This window comes from Flavobacterium sp. SM2513 (genome assembly GCF_050908145.1).
Classification (GTDB): domain Bacteria; phylum Bacteroidota; class Bacteroidia; order Flavobacteriales; family Flavobacteriaceae; genus Flavobacterium.
The window spans coordinates 190,500-208,769 of the sequence record NZ_CP194228.1 but is presented as its reverse complement, the minus strand read 5'-3'; the positions used below and the strand labels follow the sequence as shown (position 1 = coordinate 208,769).

At 34.4% G+C, this 18,270-nt stretch carries 13 protein-coding genes and 1 pseudogene; 11 read left to right on the top strand and 3 right to left on the bottom strand.

The genetic code is table 11. The features are described 5' to 3' along the window. Positions 1 to 2: 2 nt before the first annotated feature. The 7 genes from ACQ5J2_RS00715 to ACQ5J2_RS00685 all read left to right on the top strand — a co-directional run bounded on the left by ACQ5J2_RS00715 (position 3) and on the right by ACQ5J2_RS00685 (position 11,652). The gene (locus ACQ5J2_RS00715; RefSeq protein ID WP_432671776.1) at positions 3 to 1,217 is read left to right on the top strand and encodes a sensor histidine kinase; all 1,215 of its coding nucleotides are present in this window, start codon (positions 3 to 5) and stop codon (positions 1,215 to 1,217) included. Between the two features lie 101 nt (positions 1,218 to 1,318). Next, positions 1,319 to 1,717, top strand: coding sequence for an RNA recognition motif domain-containing protein (locus tag ACQ5J2_RS00710; RefSeq protein WP_432671775.1), 399 nt, complete (start codon positions 1,319 to 1,321; stop codon positions 1,715 to 1,717). A gap of 222 nt (positions 1,718 to 1,939) precedes the next feature. Continuing rightward, positions 1,940 to 6,487: a DNA polymerase III subunit alpha gene (dnaE, locus tag ACQ5J2_RS00705; RefSeq protein ID WP_432671774.1), complete on the top strand. Its 4,548-nt coding sequence runs from the start codon at positions 1,940 to 1,942 to the stop codon at positions 6,485 to 6,487. 83 nt (positions 6,488 to 6,570) lie between these two features. Continuing rightward, on the top strand, positions 6,571 to 6,912 hold the full coding sequence (gene trxA, locus ACQ5J2_RS00700) for a thioredoxin (RefSeq protein ID WP_432673332.1): 342 nt from the start codon (positions 6,571 to 6,573) through the stop codon (positions 6,910 to 6,912). Positions 6,913 to 7,086: 174 nt separating this feature from the next. Further along, positions 7,087 to 8,289 (top strand): tetratricopeptide repeat protein, encoded by a 1,203-nt coding sequence (locus ACQ5J2_RS00695; RefSeq protein ID WP_432671773.1) that lies wholly within the window; start codon positions 7,087 to 7,089, stop codon positions 8,287 to 8,289. Positions 8,290 to 8,292: 3 nt separating this feature from the next. Beyond that, positions 8,293 to 9,345: an o-succinylbenzoate synthase gene (locus tag ACQ5J2_RS00690; protein ID WP_432671772.1), complete on the top strand. Its 1,053-nt coding sequence runs from the start codon at positions 8,293 to 8,295 to the stop codon at positions 9,343 to 9,345. A gap of 153 nt (positions 9,346 to 9,498) precedes the next feature. Then, positions 9,499 to 11,652, top strand: a complete 2,154-nt coding sequence (locus ACQ5J2_RS00685) for a S46 family peptidase (protein WP_432671771.1) — start codon at positions 9,499 to 9,501, stop codon at positions 11,650 to 11,652. A gap of 60 nt (positions 11,653 to 11,712) precedes the next feature. Here ACQ5J2_RS00685 and ACQ5J2_RS00680 read toward each other — a convergent pair. Both ACQ5J2_RS00680 and ACQ5J2_RS00675 read right to left on the bottom strand, forming a co-directional pair. Continuing rightward, positions 11,713 to 12,096 (bottom strand): annotated as a pseudogene (locus ACQ5J2_RS00680) (hypothetical protein). 22 nt (positions 12,097 to 12,118) lie between these two features. Continuing rightward, positions 12,119 to 12,469 (bottom strand): hypothetical protein, encoded by a 351-nt coding sequence (locus ACQ5J2_RS00675; RefSeq protein WP_432671770.1) that lies wholly within the window; start codon positions 12,467 to 12,469, stop codon positions 12,119 to 12,121. 179 nt (positions 12,470 to 12,648) lie between these two features. Here ACQ5J2_RS00675 and ACQ5J2_RS00670 point away from each other — a divergent pair, with 179 nt between their 5' ends. The 3 genes from ACQ5J2_RS00670 (at position 12,649) to ACQ5J2_RS00660 (ending at position 15,475) form a co-directional block, all read left to right on the top strand. Beyond that, on the top strand, positions 12,649 to 13,347 hold the full coding sequence (locus ACQ5J2_RS00670; protein ID WP_432671769.1) for a tetratricopeptide repeat protein: 699 nt from the start codon (positions 12,649 to 12,651) through the stop codon (positions 13,345 to 13,347). Then, positions 13,344 to 14,696, top strand: coding sequence for a UDP-N-acetylmuramate--L-alanine ligase (locus tag ACQ5J2_RS00665; RefSeq protein ID WP_432671768.1), 1,353 nt, complete (start codon positions 13,344 to 13,346; stop codon positions 14,694 to 14,696). The genes ACQ5J2_RS00670 and ACQ5J2_RS00665 overlap by 4 nt, the downstream gene beginning before the upstream one ends. Positions 14,697 to 15,253: 557 nt before the next feature. After that, positions 15,254 to 15,475 carry a GIY-YIG nuclease family protein gene (locus ACQ5J2_RS00660; RefSeq protein ID WP_432671767.1) on the top strand — a complete coding sequence of 74 codons (222 nt, stop codon included), beginning with the start codon at positions 15,254 to 15,256 and terminating at the stop codon, positions 15,473 to 15,475. Between the two features lie 24 nt (positions 15,476 to 15,499). Here the strand turns inward: ACQ5J2_RS00660 and ACQ5J2_RS00655 are convergent, their stop codons facing one another. Beyond that, positions 15,500 to 16,078 (bottom strand): DUF1287 domain-containing protein, encoded by a 579-nt coding sequence (locus tag ACQ5J2_RS00655; protein ID WP_432671766.1) that lies wholly within the window; start codon positions 16,076 to 16,078, stop codon positions 15,500 to 15,502. Between the two features lie 196 nt (positions 16,079 to 16,274). Here ACQ5J2_RS00655 and ACQ5J2_RS00650 point away from each other — a divergent pair, with 196 nt between their 5' ends. Further along, complete coding sequence (locus ACQ5J2_RS00650; protein WP_432671765.1) at positions 16,275 to 18,245, top strand: putative porin; 1,971 nt, start codon at positions 16,275 to 16,277, stop codon at positions 18,243 to 18,245. Positions 18,246 to 18,270: the final 25 nt, after the last annotated feature.

Sequence of the window (18,270 nt, the reverse complement as noted above, 5' to 3'; positions counted from 1 at the left end):
AAATGAAAACTCCAGAAATACCTTTAAATGAAAATTTTAGACTTAAAGCGCTAAAAGAGTATTCTATTTTGGATACGCTTCCGGAAAAAGAATACGACGACATCACTCAATTAGCATCACAAATTTGTGGTACTTCAATTTCTACCATTAGTTTAATTGACGAAAGGAGGCAATGGTTTAAATCAAAAATAGGATTAGAGGTTGATGAGACAATTAAAGAGGTTTCGTTTTGTGGTCATGCGATAATGGAGCCCGATAAAATTTTCACCGTTAAAGATTCTCGTTTAGACAAAAGATTTCAAAACAATCCGTTAGTTGTCGGTGAGCCGCACGTAATTTTCTACACAGGCGTTCCTCTTGTGAGTCCTGAGGGATTTGCTTTAGGAACTTTATGTGTTATTGATGATCAGCCGAAAGAATTGAATCAAAAGCAATTAATGGCATTGAAAGCGTTATCAAATCAAGTAGTTAGTTTGTTCGAGCTACGGAAAAGCAAAATGATGCTGGAGCGTTTGACAAATGACTTGGAAAATCGGAACAAGGAGTTGGAAAAGTTTGCGAGAGTTGCAGCCCATGATATTAAATCTCCTTTGAATAATATATCTAGTCTCACTGAAATTTTATTACATCAGTATTCCGCAGAACTGGATGATGATGGTAAGATGATGATGCAGATGTTAGATACTTCCTCTCAAACTTTAAGAGAATTAGTGGATGGGATTTTAGAACACAGTAAAAGTGATTTTATTTTAACCGAAAACCGAAGGATATTTAATTTAAATAAATTGGTGCAGCAATGCATCGAGTTATTGGATAATCGGAAAGAATATTTGTTCATAATTGATTTTGATGAATCCTTAATAGCAGTAAATAAAGTGGCATTACAGCAAATTTTACTTAATTTGATGAGCAATGCAATAAAATATAATGATAAAGCACAAGTTCAAATCAAAATTGATTTTGCAGAAGATACAAATTTTTACAAATTCAAAATTCAAGACAATGGATTAGGTATCGATGAAAAGTACCAAAGTAAAATTTTTGATATTTTTGAAGTTGTAAGTAATGAAGATCGTTTTGGAAAAAAAGGAACTGGAATCGGACTTTCTACGGTAAAAAAATTAGTAGAAGGGCTTGGCGGAACAATCGTAGTGAATTCCGTAGTTGGAGAAAGTACAACTATAGAATTTTCGATTGCAAAGCAAGATTTTTTATAAATTAAGACCAGAAATTTCCTAATGTATTCACAAATATTAAAATAGATTGTAAAATGAAAAGAAAATAGATTACATTTGTTTGAATTATAATAATTGTATATATGAATATTTTCGTAGGAAGCCTTCCTTTCAGCATTGAGGAAGCAGATTTAAGAGAGTCTTTTGAGGCTTATGGTACTGTAGATTCTGTAAAAATCATTACAGATAAATTTACAGGTAGAAGTAAAGGATTTGGTTTTGTTGAGATGCCAAATGATGACGATGCACAAAAAGCGATTGACGAATTGAACGGAGCTACTGTTCAAGGACGTGCAATTGTAGTAAATAAATCAGAACCGAAACCAGAAGGAGAAAGAAGAAGCTTCAATGGTGGTGGAAACCGTGGTGGTGGTGGTCAAGGTGGTTACAGAGGTGGAAACGATCGCAATAGCGGTGGTGGATACGGAGGTAATAGCCGTGGTGGAGACAACCGTGGTGGTGGAGACAGAGGTGGTTACTAAACCAATCTTTCTTCAACATATCGGACGAAAATAGAATAATGTACTTTTAGTAGATGTAACTGTTTTTATCAAATATATAGAGAACCATTTTAAGATTGATTTATCAATTTTGAAATGGTTTTTTGTTGCTTCTAATTTTGTGATTAATTTTGAAAAAAAAGCTGTAATTTTGAATCCTTCGCTTTTTTTTAAAGGCGATTTTTAATATATTAAAAATCAGCTATGTACTTAATATTTGATACAGAAACTACCGGATTACCTAAACGTTGGGATGCGCCAATTACCGATTCAGGCAACTGGCCTCGGTGTATTCAAATCGCGTGGCAATTACATGATGATTTGGGTCAACTCATCGAACATCAAGATTATTTAGTTAAACCAGAAGGCTTTAATATTCCTTATGATGCCGAGCGAATTCACGGAATTTCCACAGAATTAGCCGAAGCACAAGGAGCTACATTAGCAGAGGTTTTAGCGAAATTCAATATTGCTTTATCCAAAACGAAGTTTATTGTCGGTCAAAATTTAGGTTTTGATATCAATATTATGGGAGCGGAATTTCATCGAGCTGGGGTTGATTCCCAAATGAGTTCCATGAAAATTTTAGATACTTGTACCGAAGTTACGGCGTCTTTACTTAAATTACCAGGAGGTCGTGGTGGTAGGTTCAAATTACCAACCTTAACCGAATTACACCAATATTTATTCAATAAACCTTTTTCGGAAGCACACAATGCCACTGCCGATGTGGAAGCTACGACGCGTTGTTTTTTCGAATTAATTCGACGTGAAATTTTCACAAAGGAAGAATTGGATGTGCCGCTTTCTTATTTCAAGGAGTTTCAAGAGCGAAACAATCACGAAATTCAGTTAATTGGTTTAAAACACATCAATTTAAAACTTGCTTCGGATAAAATTCGGCAGCAAATCCAAGCGCTTCAAGGTGGTGGAACTAAAACTACAGTTTCTGAGTCGGCTAAAAAAGATTTAAAAGAAGCTCGATTTGCTCATTTGCATAATCATACGCAGTTTTCGGTTTTGCAATCTACTATTGGAATTCCTAATATGGTCTCGGCTGCAGCCAAATTTAAGATGCCTGCCGTTGCAATGACGGATACGGGTAACATGATGGGTGCATTTCACTTTGTGAGTGCCGTGATGAATTACAATAAAGGAGCAAAATCTAAAATTGAAGCTTCCCTTGCAGCAGGCGAAGAGCCAACGGATGTTGAAATTAAACCTATTGTAGGTTGTGAATTTAATGTGTGTGAAAATCACGAAGACAAGTCCAAAAAAGACAATGGATACCAGATTGTTTTGATGGCAAAAAATAAAAAAGGATATCATAATTTGGTTAAAATGGCTTCGTTGGCATTTACCAAAGGATTTTATTATGTACCTAGAATTGACCGAAAAATCATCGAACAATACAAAGAAGACATCATGGTTTTGTCTGGGAATTTGTACGGAGAAATTTCAAGTAAGATTTTGAATGTTGGTGAAAATCAAGCGGAAGATGCATTAATTTGGTGGAAACAACAATTTGGTGAAGATTTCTATCTTGAAATCATGCGTCACAACCAGGAAGATGAAAATCGTGTAAATAAAACGCTGATTGAGTTTTCAAAAAAACATGAAGTCAAACTTATTGCGACAAATAATACATTCTATTTAAATAAGGAAGACGCAAATGCCCACGATATTTTGTTGTGTGTAAAAGATGGTGAAAAACAAGCCACGCCAATTGGTCGTGGAAGAGGCTATCGTTACGGTTTGCCAAATTCAGAATACTATTTCAAGTCGGAAGAAGAGATGAAACAATTGTTTTCTGATTTACCAGAGGCAATTATTAACATCCAAGAAATTGTAGATAAAGTCGAAATTTACTCATTGTACCGAGATGTTTTGCTTCCTAAATATGATATTCCACAAGAATTTGTCGTTGCAGAAGATGAAGCGGACGGTGGAGTTCGAGGTGAAAACTCTTATTTGCGTCACCTAACAATGGTTGGTGCTCAAAAAAGATACGGTACTATTACTCCAGAAATTCAAGAACGACTGGATTTTGAATTATTAACCATTTCCAATTCGGGTTATCCCGGTTATTTCTTGATTGTTCAGGATTTCATTGCCGAAGCAAGAAGAATGGATGTTTCAGTTGGTCCAGGTCGTGGATCAGCAGCAGGTTCGGCGGTTGCATATTGCTTATGGATTACAAATATTGACCCGATTAAGTACGATTTGCTTTTTGAGCGTTTCTTAAATCCCGACCGTGTATCCATGCCCGATATTGACATCGATTTTGATGATGAAGGTCGAGGTCGTGTTATGGATTATGTAATCAATAAATACGGGCAAAAGCAAGTTGCGCAAATTATCACTTATGGTAAGATGGCAACAAAGTCTGCGATTCGTGATACGGCTCGAGTATTAGATTTGCCTCTTTTTGAAGCAGATAGAATTGCCAAGTTAATTCCAGCAATGATGCCGTCCAAATGGAATTTGGCGCGTTTTATTTCAGAAAAAGAAGAAGATGTTAAGAAAGCCTTACGGTCGGATGAATTTGACGCGGTTAAGGAATTAATAGCAATTGCAAACGAGGGTGAATTAGCAGGAGAAACCATTCAGCAAGCTAAAATTCTTGAAGGTTCGATGCGAAACACGGGGATTCACGCCTGTGGAGTTATCATTACGCCATCGGATATTACTAATTATGTTCCTGTAACGCTTGCAAAGGATTCAGAGTTATTTGTAACGCAATTTGACAACTCCGTTGCTGAAAGTGCCGGTTTACTAAAGATGGACTTCTTGGGTTTAAAAACCCTAACTTTAATTAAAGACACGGTCAAATTAGTCAAGTATAGAAATAATATCGACCTGGATCCGGATGAATTTCCTATTGATGATAAAGAAACATATGAGCTCTTTCAACGTGGAGAAACGGTAGGAATTTTTCAATATGAGTCGCCCGGAATGCAGAAATACATGAAGGATTTGAAACCAACGGTTTTTGGTGATTTAATTGCGATGAATGCGTTGTATCGACCGGGTCCAATTGAATATATTCCATCTTTTGTTCGCAGAAAAAATGGAGAAGAAGAAATCAAATACGATTTAGATGCTTGTGAAGAGTATCTCGGAGAAACCTACGGAATTACAGTTTATCAAGAGCAAGTAATGCTTCTGTCTCAGTCTTTGGCTGGATTTTCAAAAGGTGATGCCGATGTTTTGCGTAAAGCAATGGGTAAAAAGCAGAAAGATGTTTTGGATAAAATGAAGCCAAAATTCGTTGAGCAAGCTTCTGCAAAAGGACATGACGCGAAGGTTTTGGAGAAAATTTGGAAAGACTGGGAAGCCTTTGCAAGTTATGCATTTAATAAATCACACTCCACGTGTTATGCCTGGATTGCTTATCAAACTGCTTATTTAAAAGCGCATTTTCCAGCGGAATATATGGCGGCAGTTTTGTCCAATAATATGAATGATATCAAGCAAGTTTCCTTCTTTATGGAGGAATGTAAGCGAATGGGATTGAACGTTCTTGGACCTTGTGTAAACGAATCCTATTATAAATTTACCGTAAATAATGATTATGCCGTTCGTTTCGGAATGGGTGCGATTAAGGGCGTTGGTGCTGGAGCTGTACAAGCTATTATTGACAGCCGAAAAGACGGAAAATACAAATCGATTTTTGATTTAGCCAAACGAATTGACCTTCGAGCTGCGAATAAAAAAGCAATCGAGAATTTAGCTTTGGCTGGAGGTTTTGATACGTTTGAAGGTACGACGAGAGCTCAATATTTTCACCATGATGATGGCGATAATGTGACATTTTACGAAAAAGCCATTCGCTACGGAGCTAAATTTCAAGAGAATGAAAATTCATCGCAAGTAAGTTTATTTGGCGAAGCAAGTGATGTTCAAATCGCCGAACCAATTGTTCCACCGTGTGAAGATTGGAGTACGATGGAGAAATTAGCTAAAGAAAAAGAAGTTGTAGGAATCTATATTTCTGGACATCCATTAGATGATTTTAGATTTGAAATGAAATATTTCTGTAATTCCAATCTGGATGCGTTGCGAAATTTAGACCAGCATTTAGGCAAGAGTTTGACGTTTGCCGGAATCATTAATAATGTACAACACCGCGTTGCTAAAAATGGAAAAGGTTGGGCTACCTTCAATCTGGAAGGTTACGATGAAAGCTTTGAATTCAAGATTTTTGGAGAAGAATACCTAAAATTTCGTCATTTTTTAATTCAAAATAATTTTACATATTTCAAAGTATTGGTGAAAGAAGGTTGGATTAATAAGGAAACGGGAAAGAAATCTGAACCTCGAATCCAATTTACAGAAGCAAAACAACTTCAAGATGTGTTGACTAACTTTTCGAAAAAAATTATAATTGATTTAGATATTAAAAAGCTTAAATCGGAATTAATTGAAAATCTGAATTCTGTCTTTAAAGAGCATCAAGGTGATCATCAAGTAAGTTTTGAAATTCTCGAAACTGAAACGGCTTTGGTTAAAAAGAATATTCAAACGGTTCAAACAGCTGTTTCTGACGATGAGAATGAAATAGAAGAAGAACTTGAATTAGAAAATGCCGAAGATATAGAAGTTGAAATTCCTATCGATATTTCAAGTGAAATAGAAGAAATTCGAGTGTTGACAAAACTTTCAATGAACAGCCGAAAGCTGAAGGTGAATATTTGTCACGAACTTTTGCAGGAACTTGAAAAGTGCGATTTGAGTTTCAAACTCAACTAACCACATCAATTTTAACAATTCGAAAATAGCCAAAACTAATTTAAAATGGTTTTTAAACTCAATTAAATAATGTAAATTTGTCTATTAATAAATTAAAAAAGAACATTATGGCATTAGTTATAACAGATGAGACTTTTGACGAAGTAGTATTGAAATCAGATAAACCAGTAGTAGTAGATTTTTGGGCAGCTTGGTGTGGACCATGTCGTATGGTTGGACCAGTTATCGACGAAGTTGCTACTGAATACGAAGGTAAAGCAATTGTAGGAAAAGTAGATGTTGATGCTAATCAAGAATTTGCTGCAAAATACGGTGTTAGAAATATTCCAACTGTTTTAGTGTTTCAAAACGGTGAAGTAGTAGGTCGTCAAGTTGGCGTTTCTCCTAAAAAAGCGTACACAGATGCACTTGATGCATTGTTGTAATTAGAGAAAATCTATTATAAAAAAAGGTTTGGCATTAGTCAAGCCTTTTTTCTTGGAGCCAAATGTTTGACGGTTTCGGCTGATTTTATTTGTTTTCTTCCATTGCTGAATAAAAATTTTGAATCTCGTGATAGGGACTTTTATCGGGACTATTTAATACTCTTTTCGAATACTATGAAAGCAAATTTTTTTATCTATTTTTTCTTTTTCTGCTTTTCACTTTCCGCTCAACAAACCGGATATTGGGACAAAGCCCGTATTACTACTAAAGAAATTTCTTTAGGAGCCGGAAATCGAATCACGGTCAAATCTGAAGATTTCCCAAAAGGAACGACTGAAATCATTTACCGAATTACTTTATTAGATGATAACCAACAATTAGCAACAAGTCTGGTTTCGTTATTGAAATCCGTTCCGGATCCCTCAGGAGTTAGTCAAGGCTCAGCTGGTGCTGTTTTTTTAATGTCTAAAATATCTGGTGACGATAAGTGTACCTACGCTTTGTTTTCTTCCGAAGAAAATGCGATTAAATATAAAGATTCAGGAAAAACAGAGAATTCTTGCTACGTTCAAAACACACCTTTAAGCAAGGAAGCAAAGCTGTTTTCTGTTGAAAATTCAAAATGTCTAAAAACGAATGATCAAAACATCTGGTTTGCTTTTGAAAGTCAGAATTGGATTATGAAGCAAAAAATTGTTTTAGAAGTAGTGCCGTGGGTCGACTATAAACTAAGTAAAGGCTGGAGTCAGGAAAATAAAAAGTCTATATTAGATTTGTGTAAAACTTCTGATTTAGCTGAGTTAATGGGAAATTCGAATGATTTCTGTGTTTGTATTTTGGAGCAATTCGTTCAGAAATATACAGTAACGGAATACCAAAAATTATTAGCAGTAGAGAAATCAAAAGCATATCGCGATTTTGGTGCAAAATGCCTTGCGAATAAGCCAGAGAATCAAACTATTTTAAACAGTGTTCGCATCAACTCTTTTCAACACTTCAAGAATAAAAGATACGAAAAAGCCATTCGTTTATTGCATGTTGGATTAATTGACAATGGAAACGGAAAAGTAATGGATTACAATGCTTTGGGGACTTATTACATTTATTCCAAACAATACGGCAAAGCAATTAAATATTTGAAAGAAGCGGAAATTATGGACGGTTCTGAGTTATTGGTACAGTTGAATCTAGCACATGCTTATTTATTAAATGACCAGTATAGTGAAGCGAAAGCCTTACATAAAAAATACAGAAAGCAAAATGTTTCAGCAACTGAAGATTGGAACAGCCGTACTGAAAATGATTTTGAAGAGATGAAAAAGACAGGAATTCAATCCGATAATTTCGAACGAATTTTAAAAGTAATAGAAGAGTAAGTTATGCTTAATGCCTATTATCAAAAATATGTGTTAGATTTTAAACGTGCTGCAGGAACTTCTCGTGGTATTTTGACACAAAAAGAAACGTGGTTTTTGGTACTTGAATTGAATGGAAAAAAAGGTATCGGCGAATGTGGAATCCTTCGAACGTTAAGTATTGACGATCGTCCCGATTATGAACAAAAATTACAATGGGTTTGTGAAAATATTGCGTTAGGAAAACAAGTTTTATACGATTCATTAACCGAGTTTCCTTCGATTCAATTTGGCGTAGAAATGGCTTTTCTGTCTTTAGAAAGCGAACACCCACTGCAATTATTTCCTTCAAAATTTACTGCAAACCAAAAAAGTATTCCTATAAACGGTTTAGTTTGGATGGGCGAACCTTCGTACATGAAGGAACAAATCGAACAGAAAATTGCAGAAAATTTTAATTGCATCAAGCTCAAAATTGGAGCAATCGATTTTGATAAAGAACTCGAATTATTGCAATTCATCAGGACGCATTTCGATTCAAAAACTATAGAAATTCGGGTAGATGCAAACGGAGGTTTTACGCCAGAAGAAGCACTTTCAAAATTAAATCAATTGCATCAATTCGATTTACACAGTATTGAACAACCTATAAAGCAGCATCAAATCGCTGAAATGGCAAAATTATGTGCTAAAACTCCGTTTCCAATTGCATTAGATGAGGAGCTAATCGGAGTTTTTTCGCTTGCCGACAAAGAACAATTATTGAAGAATATAAAACCACAATATATTATTTTAAAACCAAGTTTGCTTGGCGGTTTTCAAGGCACTCAAGAATGGATTACGCTTGCTGAAAAACTCAACATCGGTTGGTGGATTACTTCTGCTTTAGAAAGTAATATCGGTTTGAATGCGATTGCCCAATTTACGTTTACGCTGCAATCACCACTTCCGCAAGGTTTGGGAACAGGTGGTTTATACACTAATAACTTCGATTCACCTTTAGAAGTGAATGAAGGTCAATTGTGGTACAACACAGATTTGAAATGGGCTATAAATCTTCAAAACTTCCACTTTTAGATTATCAATTCTAAAAGAAAAGTTAAAAACCATGTAAACAAGTTAGTTTGCAAACGATAAAGCAAAGCAACTTATTTAGAAGTTATATATTAGCACCGCAAAAAACAAGGTAATTTATTTTTGCAAATGACTAACTATTTAATTAACTCACACATGTTTAAAAAAATTATTTTATTCGTTACCCTTTCGATAATGGTAATTCCGGCAACTGTAAAAGCCGACGAAGGAATGTGGTTTTTGATGTTCATTGAACGTTTGAACCATAGAGATATGCAGAAAATGGGACTCCAATTAACTGCTGAAGAAATTTACAGCGTAAACAACAGCAGTTTGAAAGATGCAATTGTGCAATTCAACGGAGGTTGTACGGCTGAAATCGTTTCTTCTCAAGGTTTGGTTTTGACAAATCACCACTGTGGATATGATGCAATTGCTGAATTGTCAAGTGAAGAACAAAACTATTTAAAAAACGGTTTTTGGGCAGCAACTCGCAAAGAGGAGATGAAACCAAAATCATTATACGTTCGTTTTTTCGTACGTATGGACGATGTTTCTAAACGAATTTTAGACGTAGTAAACGATAAAATGACCGAATTAGAAAGAGAAAAAGCAATCAATCAAGAAATTGCAAAAATCCAAAAAGAAAACGACGAAGGTGGAAAGTATACGGTTTCTGTTCGTCCCTTTTTTCAAGGAAATGAATATTACTATTTTGTTTACCAAGATTATACTGACGTTCGTTTAGTAGGAACACCTCCAGAAAGTGTTGGAAAATTTGGTGGAGATACAGACAATTGGGAATGGCCTCGTCATACAGGAGATTTTTCTATGTTTAGAGTTTATGCTGATAAAGACGGAAATCCAGCAGATTATTCTACAGATAATGTGCCTTTGCAACCAAAACACCATTTACCAGTAAGTTTAAAAGGTGTTCAAGAAAATGATTTTGCAATGATTTTGGGTTACCCAGGAAGAACAAATCGTTGGATGCCGGCTGGAGGAATTGATCAAAATGTTAAGTATGCTTATCCTGCATGGGTTGAAGGTGCGAAAACAGGAATGGATAATATGAAAAAATACATGACAAAAGATGAAAAAGTCAATTTAATGTATGCTTCAAAATATGCTTCTACTGCAAATTACTGGAAGAATCGTCAAGGAATGATTGACGCTTTAACAAAATTCGGAACTGCAAAAACGAAAGCGGGTCAAGAAGAAAAGTTCAATAAATGGGCTAATAAATCAGTAAACAAAGCAAAATACGGAACCGTAATTGCTACAATAAATAAATATTATGACGCTACAAATGTGAAAGCAAGTCATGATAGTTATTTGATGCAATTATTAAGAACTACAACTTACGGTGCTATGCCAGCTAGTTTTGGAAATGGTTTGATACAATATGCAGGAGAAAATGAAGCGAAAAGAGCAGAAATGTTGCCTCGTTTTGCTGATGGAATTGAGAATACATATTCTGAATTTTATGCTCCTTTAGAGAAAGATGTTTTGACTGCGCAATTGAATTTATATGCTGCTAAAGGTGCTGCTTATGGATTACCTACAATGATTGGGAAAGTGAAAGCTGAAAATGGCGGAGATTTTACCAAGTTTGTAAATGAAGCGGCTGAAAAAAGCATTTTTACAAGCAAAGAAAAAATGCAAAACTATTTGCAAAATCCAAATGCTGAAGTAATTAAAAATGATCCATTGTATCAGATTTCTTTAGATTTAATGACACAATACCGTGCAAAATCAGAAGAATTAGAAGCGATGGACAATGATTTCCAAAAATCATTTAGACTTTTAGTGGAAGGTTTAAGAGAATCGAAAATGAATGCAATTCAGTATCCTGATGCAAATTCTACACTTCGTTTGACTTATGGAAAAGTACGTGCTTTACCAGCAGATAAACGTAATGACGCGAAAATTAACAACTACACGACAATGGACGGAATGGTAAAAAAATACAAAAAAGGCGATGCCGAATTTGATATGCCAACCAAAATTATCGAAATGAATAAAGCAAAAGATTATGGTCAATATGCAGATAAAGATGGTTTCATGCCAATCAATTTCTTGACAGATAACGACATTACGGGAGGAAATTCAGGTTCGCCGGTTTTGAACGGAAAAGGAGAATTAATCGGTCTTGCTTTTGATGGAAATATTGAAGCTATGGCTGGAGACGTTATCTTTGACCCTAAATTACAAAGAACAATTAATGTAGATATTCGTTATGTACTTTGGATTATCGACAAATATGCAGGTGCGAAACACATTGTAGATGAAATGACGATTGTGAAGTAATTTACATACCTTTTATAAATTAAAAAACCCGAAAGTTGATGCTTTCGGGTTTTTTGGTTATTACTCAATCCTGATTTTCCTACTTTCAGAATGAGCCGTAAATTCGGGAGCATACATACTTTGTAAAGTGGAAATTCCATTATTAAAATCACCTTTGTTGGTTATTCGTAAATCGTATTCTAAAACATAGGTTCCTTTCTTCAATCGGTCGAAAAAGAAGTTGGTTGAAACATCTTTGGTGCTTTTATAATAACTAAAATTGCCTTTCCACTCCTAACCCGAAACCACGTCAACAGGCTCTAAACAGGAAGCTTTTAAATCTTTTAAATGCACAAATTCTAAGTCTGTTTCGGTTTTAATAATAATTCTGACGGTTAGTAAATCGCCCACTTTTACATTATCATTTTTTAATTCAATTAGTTCAACAGCTTTAGCAGTATTCATTGTCATTGTGTAAACAGTATTATTAGTTGTTTTGTAAAATTTCAATGGCTTTTTTACTGCCTCTTGATTGACTGATTTCAGTATTCAAATTAGCAATAACAATTTCTTGATAATTCTCTTCACTAACTTGCAAAAATTTAGATTGATAGAAAAAACATTTAATAATTTGGTATTCAATGTCTTTTCGTTTTGCTTTTTTATAAATGGCGTCTACTTTTTCATGAGCTGATTTTATTTTTCCGTCTAGTTCAAACTGAATCACTTTACGCCATTCGTTTTTCAAATCTTGCGAAAATCCAATTGCAAAAGTGTACAGTAAGAGGAAAAGTATATATTTTTTAATGTTAGTAGTTTGTATTAATATAGAGGACAAAAATGAGCTAATGGTTGGGAAGTTATTTAGGGAAGTTAAATAAAATTATTGATGAAAATTGTCTTTGTTTCAAAATTAGGGTAATTGATTTTTATTCTAATTTTAAAATCAATAAACATTTCCTAAAACAAAATGATATTCAAACGCAATTTAGTATTTTTGAAAATTAAAATGTACAAATGCGGTATCTTGTAATCTTAGCTTTTTTTATCACTTTTCAAACCTTTGCATCTGATTTTAATCGGGCTGAGATGCTTTTTCAGCAGGAAAAATTTGCCTTAGCCAAACCCATTTTTGAAAAAATCATCACAGAAGAACCAAAAAACTATAAAGCAATTGAATATTTAGGAGATATCGCTGGACATGCTAAAAATTGGAATGAAGCCTTAGGTTATTATGAAAAACTAAAAAAAGCAGACCCAAAAAATGCAGATTATCAATATAAATTTGGTGGGGCTTTAGGAATGAAAGCTAAAGAAGGAAGTAAATTTGCCGCTTTAGGAATGTTAGGTGATGTGGAAAATGCTTTTTTAACGGCTGCTAAACTAGACTCAAAACACATTGAAACGCGTTGGGCTTTGGTCGAATTCTATTTGCAAATTCCGGGAATTTTGGGCGGAAGCGAAAAGAAAGCACAGAAATTTTCCAATGAATTACTTTCAATCTCGCCCGTTGACGGCTATTTAGCTCGCGGACACATTCAAGAATATTTCAGCAGATATTTAAAAGCAGAACCCGAGTATAAAAAAGCTTTTGAAATCGGTCAGTCAAAAACTACTTATCAAAAATTATATAATTTATACAAGAATAAATTAAACCAATCTAAAAAAGCAGAAGCACTCAAAAATGCTTTTGAAAATAAAAACACAAAGAAATGAGAACTCATTTTATAGCAATTGGCGGAAGTGCCATGCACAATTTAGCTTTGGCTTTACACCAAAAGGGAGATAATGTAACTGGAAGCGACGACGCTGTTTTTGAACCTTCAAAAACACGTTTGGCGAAAAAAGGTTTGTTGCCTGTTGAAATGGGTTGGTTTCCCGAAAAAGTCACATCGGATATTGATGCCATTATTTTAGGCATGCATGCCAAAGCCGATAATCCTGAATTGTTAAAAGCCCAAGAATTAGGCTTGAAAATCTATTCATACCCGGAATTTTTATACGAACAATCTAAAAATAAAACGCGTGTCGTAATTGGTGGTTCGCATGGAAAAACAACGATTACTTCGATGATTTTGCATGTGATGCATTATCATAATATCGAAGTCGATTACATGGTTGGAGCTCAACTCGAAGGTTTTGATACGATGGTGCATTTGACCAAAGAAAATGACTTTATAGTTTTAGAAGGTGATGAATATTTGTCTTCACCAATTGATAGACGTCCCAAATTTCATTTGTATAAACCCAATATTGCTTTGATTTCAGGAATCGCTTGGGACCATATTAATGTGTTTCCAACTTATGATTTTTATGTGGAACAGTTTGAAATTTTTATTCAAAAAATCACAAATGGTGGAATTTTAGTTTACAATGAAGACGACGCTGAAGTAAAAAGAGTGGCTGAAAATGCTACGAATCCAATTCGGAAAATAGCTTACAAAACACCTGAATATTCAGTTGAAGACGGGAAAACTTTATTAGAAACACCTGAAGGTCCGATGCCAATTGAAGTTTTTGGAGCACACAATTTGAATAATTTGGCTGGAGCCAAATGGATTTGCCAAAACATGGGAGTCGATGAAGCCGATTTCTTTGAAGCAATTGCCACATTCAAAGGAGCTTCCAAACGTTTAGAGAAAATTGCTGAAACTAAGACAGCTGTCGCTTATAAAGATTTCGCTCATTCGCCAAGCAAAGTAAAAGCGACTACTGAAGCCGTAAAAGCACAGTTTCCCAATAGAAAATTAGTCGCTTGTTTAGAATTGCATACTTACAGCAGTTTGAATGCTGAATTTTTAAAAGAATATGAAGGAGCCTTAGATGCCGCTGACGTTGCAGTTGTTTTTTATTCGCCTGATGCTGTAAAAATCAAACAATTGGAAGAAGTGACTTACGACCAAATTTCAGAAGCATTTAAAAGGAACGATTTAATAATCTACACCAATGCCGAAGAATTTAAAGGCTTCTTATATGAACATCATTTAAAAGAAAGTGCTTTGTTATTAATGAGTTCGGGAAATTATGGAGGTTTGAATTTTGATGAAATTCAAGGATTGCTTTAAAGTAAAAAGTGAAAATCGCTCTCGAAATAATAGATTCGTACGGACCCGAAAGCTGTACTCGAACGTGCGAAGCAGGGACAAATGAATTTGAAGATGTTTGTAAATAAGAATAACACACAAATTTGTCACTCCGTAGGAGTCTAATACAAAGTTGCTCTCGAAATAGTCGATTCCTATCTAAGTTTTTAGTGCCGGATAAATTTCAAAATAATAGATTCCTACGGAATGACAAATAAGCGTAAAAATGTTTGTGTATTAAAATCATACACAACTTTGTCACTCCGTAGGAGTCTAAGACAATGTTGCTCTCGAAATATTAGATTCCTACGGAATGACGAATAAGCGTGAAGATTTTTGTAAATAGAATGTACTAAAGAGAGTTCTTTGAAGCAGAAGTGTGTGCATCAATAATTGACTTTGTCCAAAATTTGATTAACTTTATGTTTAATTAAACTCATAAAACATGTTTGAACACACTGAAGGTATTTATACTTTTTACGTATATATTTTAACAAACATAAAAAAAAACTGTTTTATATGTTGGTGTAACAAACAATTTGAAACGAAGATTAAACGAGCATAAATCAAATGTTAATCCCAATAGTTTTACTTCGCGTTACAATGTTCATCATTTGCTTTATTACGAAAAATTCACTTGGATTCAACTAGCCATTGAAAGGGAAAAAGAGATTAAAAATTGGACAAGAGCGAAAAAAGACAATCTTATAAATGAATTTAATCCTGAAACCTTATTCTTAAATAAATATTTTGAAGATTGACTCTCCTTTTAAAATTTCTAAATATTACTTCTTAAATTTATAATGCCCCACAATTTCATATTTGAAAAGGCAATCTTCTAAAACTTGTCCACCGCCAACATTATGCACAATCAAAGGACGTTTTCCATCTCGCGATTTTACATGTGTAATAATCCCAATGTGCGGCATTTTACCACCAATCATCCAAGTTACCATTTCAGCCGTTTTATAATCTGCTGGATTTTTTGTTACAATTAATTTCTGCCCTTTTCGAGTAAAAAAAGTTTCTAAATTCGGTACACGTCTATGGTCAATGTTAGTGTCTGGCTTTTTTAATCCCCAAATTTTCGGATATTTTGAAAAATTCACTTTCATATCTTCATGCACTTCTTTTTGTAAATCAATTCCTAATTTGCGATAAGCTCTAATAATTACATCGGTACAAACTCCTTGACTTGCTGGAACATCACCATCGGGATACGGAATAGAAACGTAAGCGCCATTGTAAACTACTTTATCTTTTGTTAACATAATTGCCGCTTCGGACAATTTCTGATGGAAACTCTTTTGTTGCGGGAACGATGAAAGTAGTAATAGTAAACCTAAACTATAAAGTATTTTCATTGCATTACTATTTGCATTACCTCTTATAAACGAGTGCTTTTTAATTTTCGTATCAATTTAAAATTGTAATTAGGGGTCATTCTTTTAAATAGGGAATTTTGAGAATTAAATTGTCACCTAATAATTGATTATTCTTCTTTGACTAAATTTTTTTTTACCCAATTTCTCATTACATTTGCTAACTTTAGTAAATGTAATGAGGAAATTTTTTTTATTTTGGTTCGTAATTTGTTCAATCAGTGCTTTTTCTCAACGTCGACTAATTAACACCGGTGGAGGTAGAACAGATAATCCTGACGGGGAAGAAAAAAAGAAAGAAAAAGTAGTATATGAAAAAGCTAAAATAGACCAGTATCGAATTGTCACTATTCAAAAAGACACTACTTACTTAGATACTTCCTTAACAATCCGTAAAGAATACATTTTTAATTACCTTCGAAAAGATAATTTTGGACTGCTTCCGTTTGCCAATGAAGGACAAACCTATCAAACCTTAGACTTTGGACTCAACGATTTTGCCTCATTTCCCGAAATAGGATTTAAGGGAAAACATTTTAATTTTCTCCAAGCGAATGATATAAAATACTATTCCGTTGCAACGCCATTAACTGAGTTGTATTTTAAAACAGTGATGGAACAAGGGCAAAATCTAGATGCTTTTATCGCGGTAAATACCTCCAAAAATTTCAATTTTTCTGTAGCTTATAAAGGATTACGGTCGTTAGGAAAGTATGTCAATCAACTTTCAAGTACGGGAAACCTTAGATTTACAACCAATTACCACACAAATAGCCTGCGTTATCAAATTAAAGCACATTTTACAGCGCAGGATATTTCTAATGGGGAAAATGGCGGAATCGTTTATCCTTCTAATTTCGAAAGTGATGACGCAGCCTTTAGCGACCGAGCACGTTTATCTGTTTATAATGAAGACGCCACTTCATTACTTGAAGGTAATCGGTATTTTATAGACCACCATTTCCGAATTAATAAAGAGCAAAGTGCAAACAATCTTTATATCGACCATCAATTCAATTTTGAAAATAAATTTTTTCAATTTACTCAAGGAACAGTTGCTTCAACAATCCTTAATTCAGTAGATGGCGTCAGCTCAACGTTCAATCGTTATGGCGACTCCTATGTTACTGATAATATTGACGACAAAACCCGTTACAACCGAATGTATAATAAAGTGGGTGCGACGTATGAAAACATTCTTTTAGGTAAATTTCAGTTTTTCATCGAGGGTTTTAATTACAATTATTATTACAAACGAATCATTGTTTATGCAGATGGTTCAGTAATTCCAAACGCTATAAACGACCGGATAAATACATTAGGTGGAAGTTATACCTATCAAAAAGGACGTTGGAATGGTACAGCCACTTTTTCAAATTCCATTTCAAATCAACCCATGCGGAACTTAGATGTTAAAGCTAATTTTCAAATCGATGAAGAAAATTCCATCGGTTTCAAAGTGCAAAATAATTCTAAAATCCCAGACCACGTCTACAATTTATACCAAAGTAGTTATAAACAATACAACTGGTTCAATAATTTTAAAAACGAAAAAAGCAACAATATCGAAGCGATGGCGCAAACCAAATGGCTGTCAGCATCTGCTCAAATATCAACTTTAGAAGATAAATTGTATTACGAAAATACAAGTACAGATGCAAATCAAATTATAATTTCGCCACAACAATACGGAGGAACAATTAAGTATTTTTCGCTAAAATTGAGTCGAGAATTTCGTGTAGGCAAGTTTGCATTAGATAATACTATTCTTTATCAGCAAGTGGAGCAAAATGACCCAATCGTAAATGTTCCCAAATTCACAACCCGAAACACACTCTATTATTCAGACCATTTATTCAAGCGAGCTTTGTTTTTACAAACCGGATTTACGTTCAACTATTTCACGAAGTTTTATGCCAACGATTATAATCCCGTTGTTGGTGATTTTTATATTCAAAACCAAAAACAAATTGGAAAGTTCCCAATGTTTGATTTTTTCATAAATGCAAAAGTACGTCAAACCCGCATCTACCTTAAAGCCGAACATTTCAACTCGTCTTTCACAGGAAATGATTTTTACAGTGCCCCAAGTTACCCGTACCGTGATTTTATTATCCGTTTTGGTTTAGTTTGGAACTTTTTTCAATAATAATCAGGAACGAATCAGTAGGCTT

Excerpts from the sequence above, each read along its gene's own strand:
- ACQ5J2_RS00715 (WP_432671776.1), top strand. The coding sequence starts at position 3 with ATGAAAACTCCAGAAATACCTTTAAATGAAAATTTTAGACTTAAAGCG.
- ACQ5J2_RS00710 (WP_432671775.1), top strand. The coding sequence starts at position 1,319 with ATGAATATTTTCGTAGGAAGCCTTCCTTTCAGCATTGAGGAAGCAGAT.
- ACQ5J2_RS00690 (WP_432671772.1), top strand. The coding sequence starts at position 8,293 with ATGCTTAATGCCTATTATCAAAAATATGTGTTAGATTTTAAACGTGCT.
- ACQ5J2_RS00650 (WP_432671765.1), top strand. The coding sequence starts at position 16,275 with ATGAGGAAATTTTTTTTATTTTGGTTCGTAATTTGTTCAATCAGTGCT.
- ACQ5J2_RS00665 (WP_432671768.1), top strand. The coding sequence starts at position 13,344 with ATGAGAACTCATTTTATAGCAATTGGCGGAAGTGCCATGCACAATTTA.
- ACQ5J2_RS00695 (WP_432671773.1), top strand. The coding sequence starts at position 7,087 with ATGAAAGCAAATTTTTTTATCTATTTTTTCTTTTTCTGCTTTTCACTT.
- dnaE (WP_432671774.1), top strand. The coding sequence starts at position 1,940 with ATGTACTTAATATTTGATACAGAAACTACCGGATTACCTAAACGTTGG.
- ACQ5J2_RS00670 (WP_432671769.1), top strand. The coding sequence starts at position 12,649 with ATGCGGTATCTTGTAATCTTAGCTTTTTTTATCACTTTTCAAACCTTT.
- ACQ5J2_RS00685 (WP_432671771.1), top strand. The coding sequence starts at position 9,499 with ATGTTTAAAAAAATTATTTTATTCGTTACCCTTTCGATAATGGTAATT.
- ACQ5J2_RS00655 (WP_432671766.1), bottom strand. The coding sequence starts at position 16,078 with ATGAAAATACTTTATAGTTTAGGTTTACTATTACTACTTTCATCGTTC.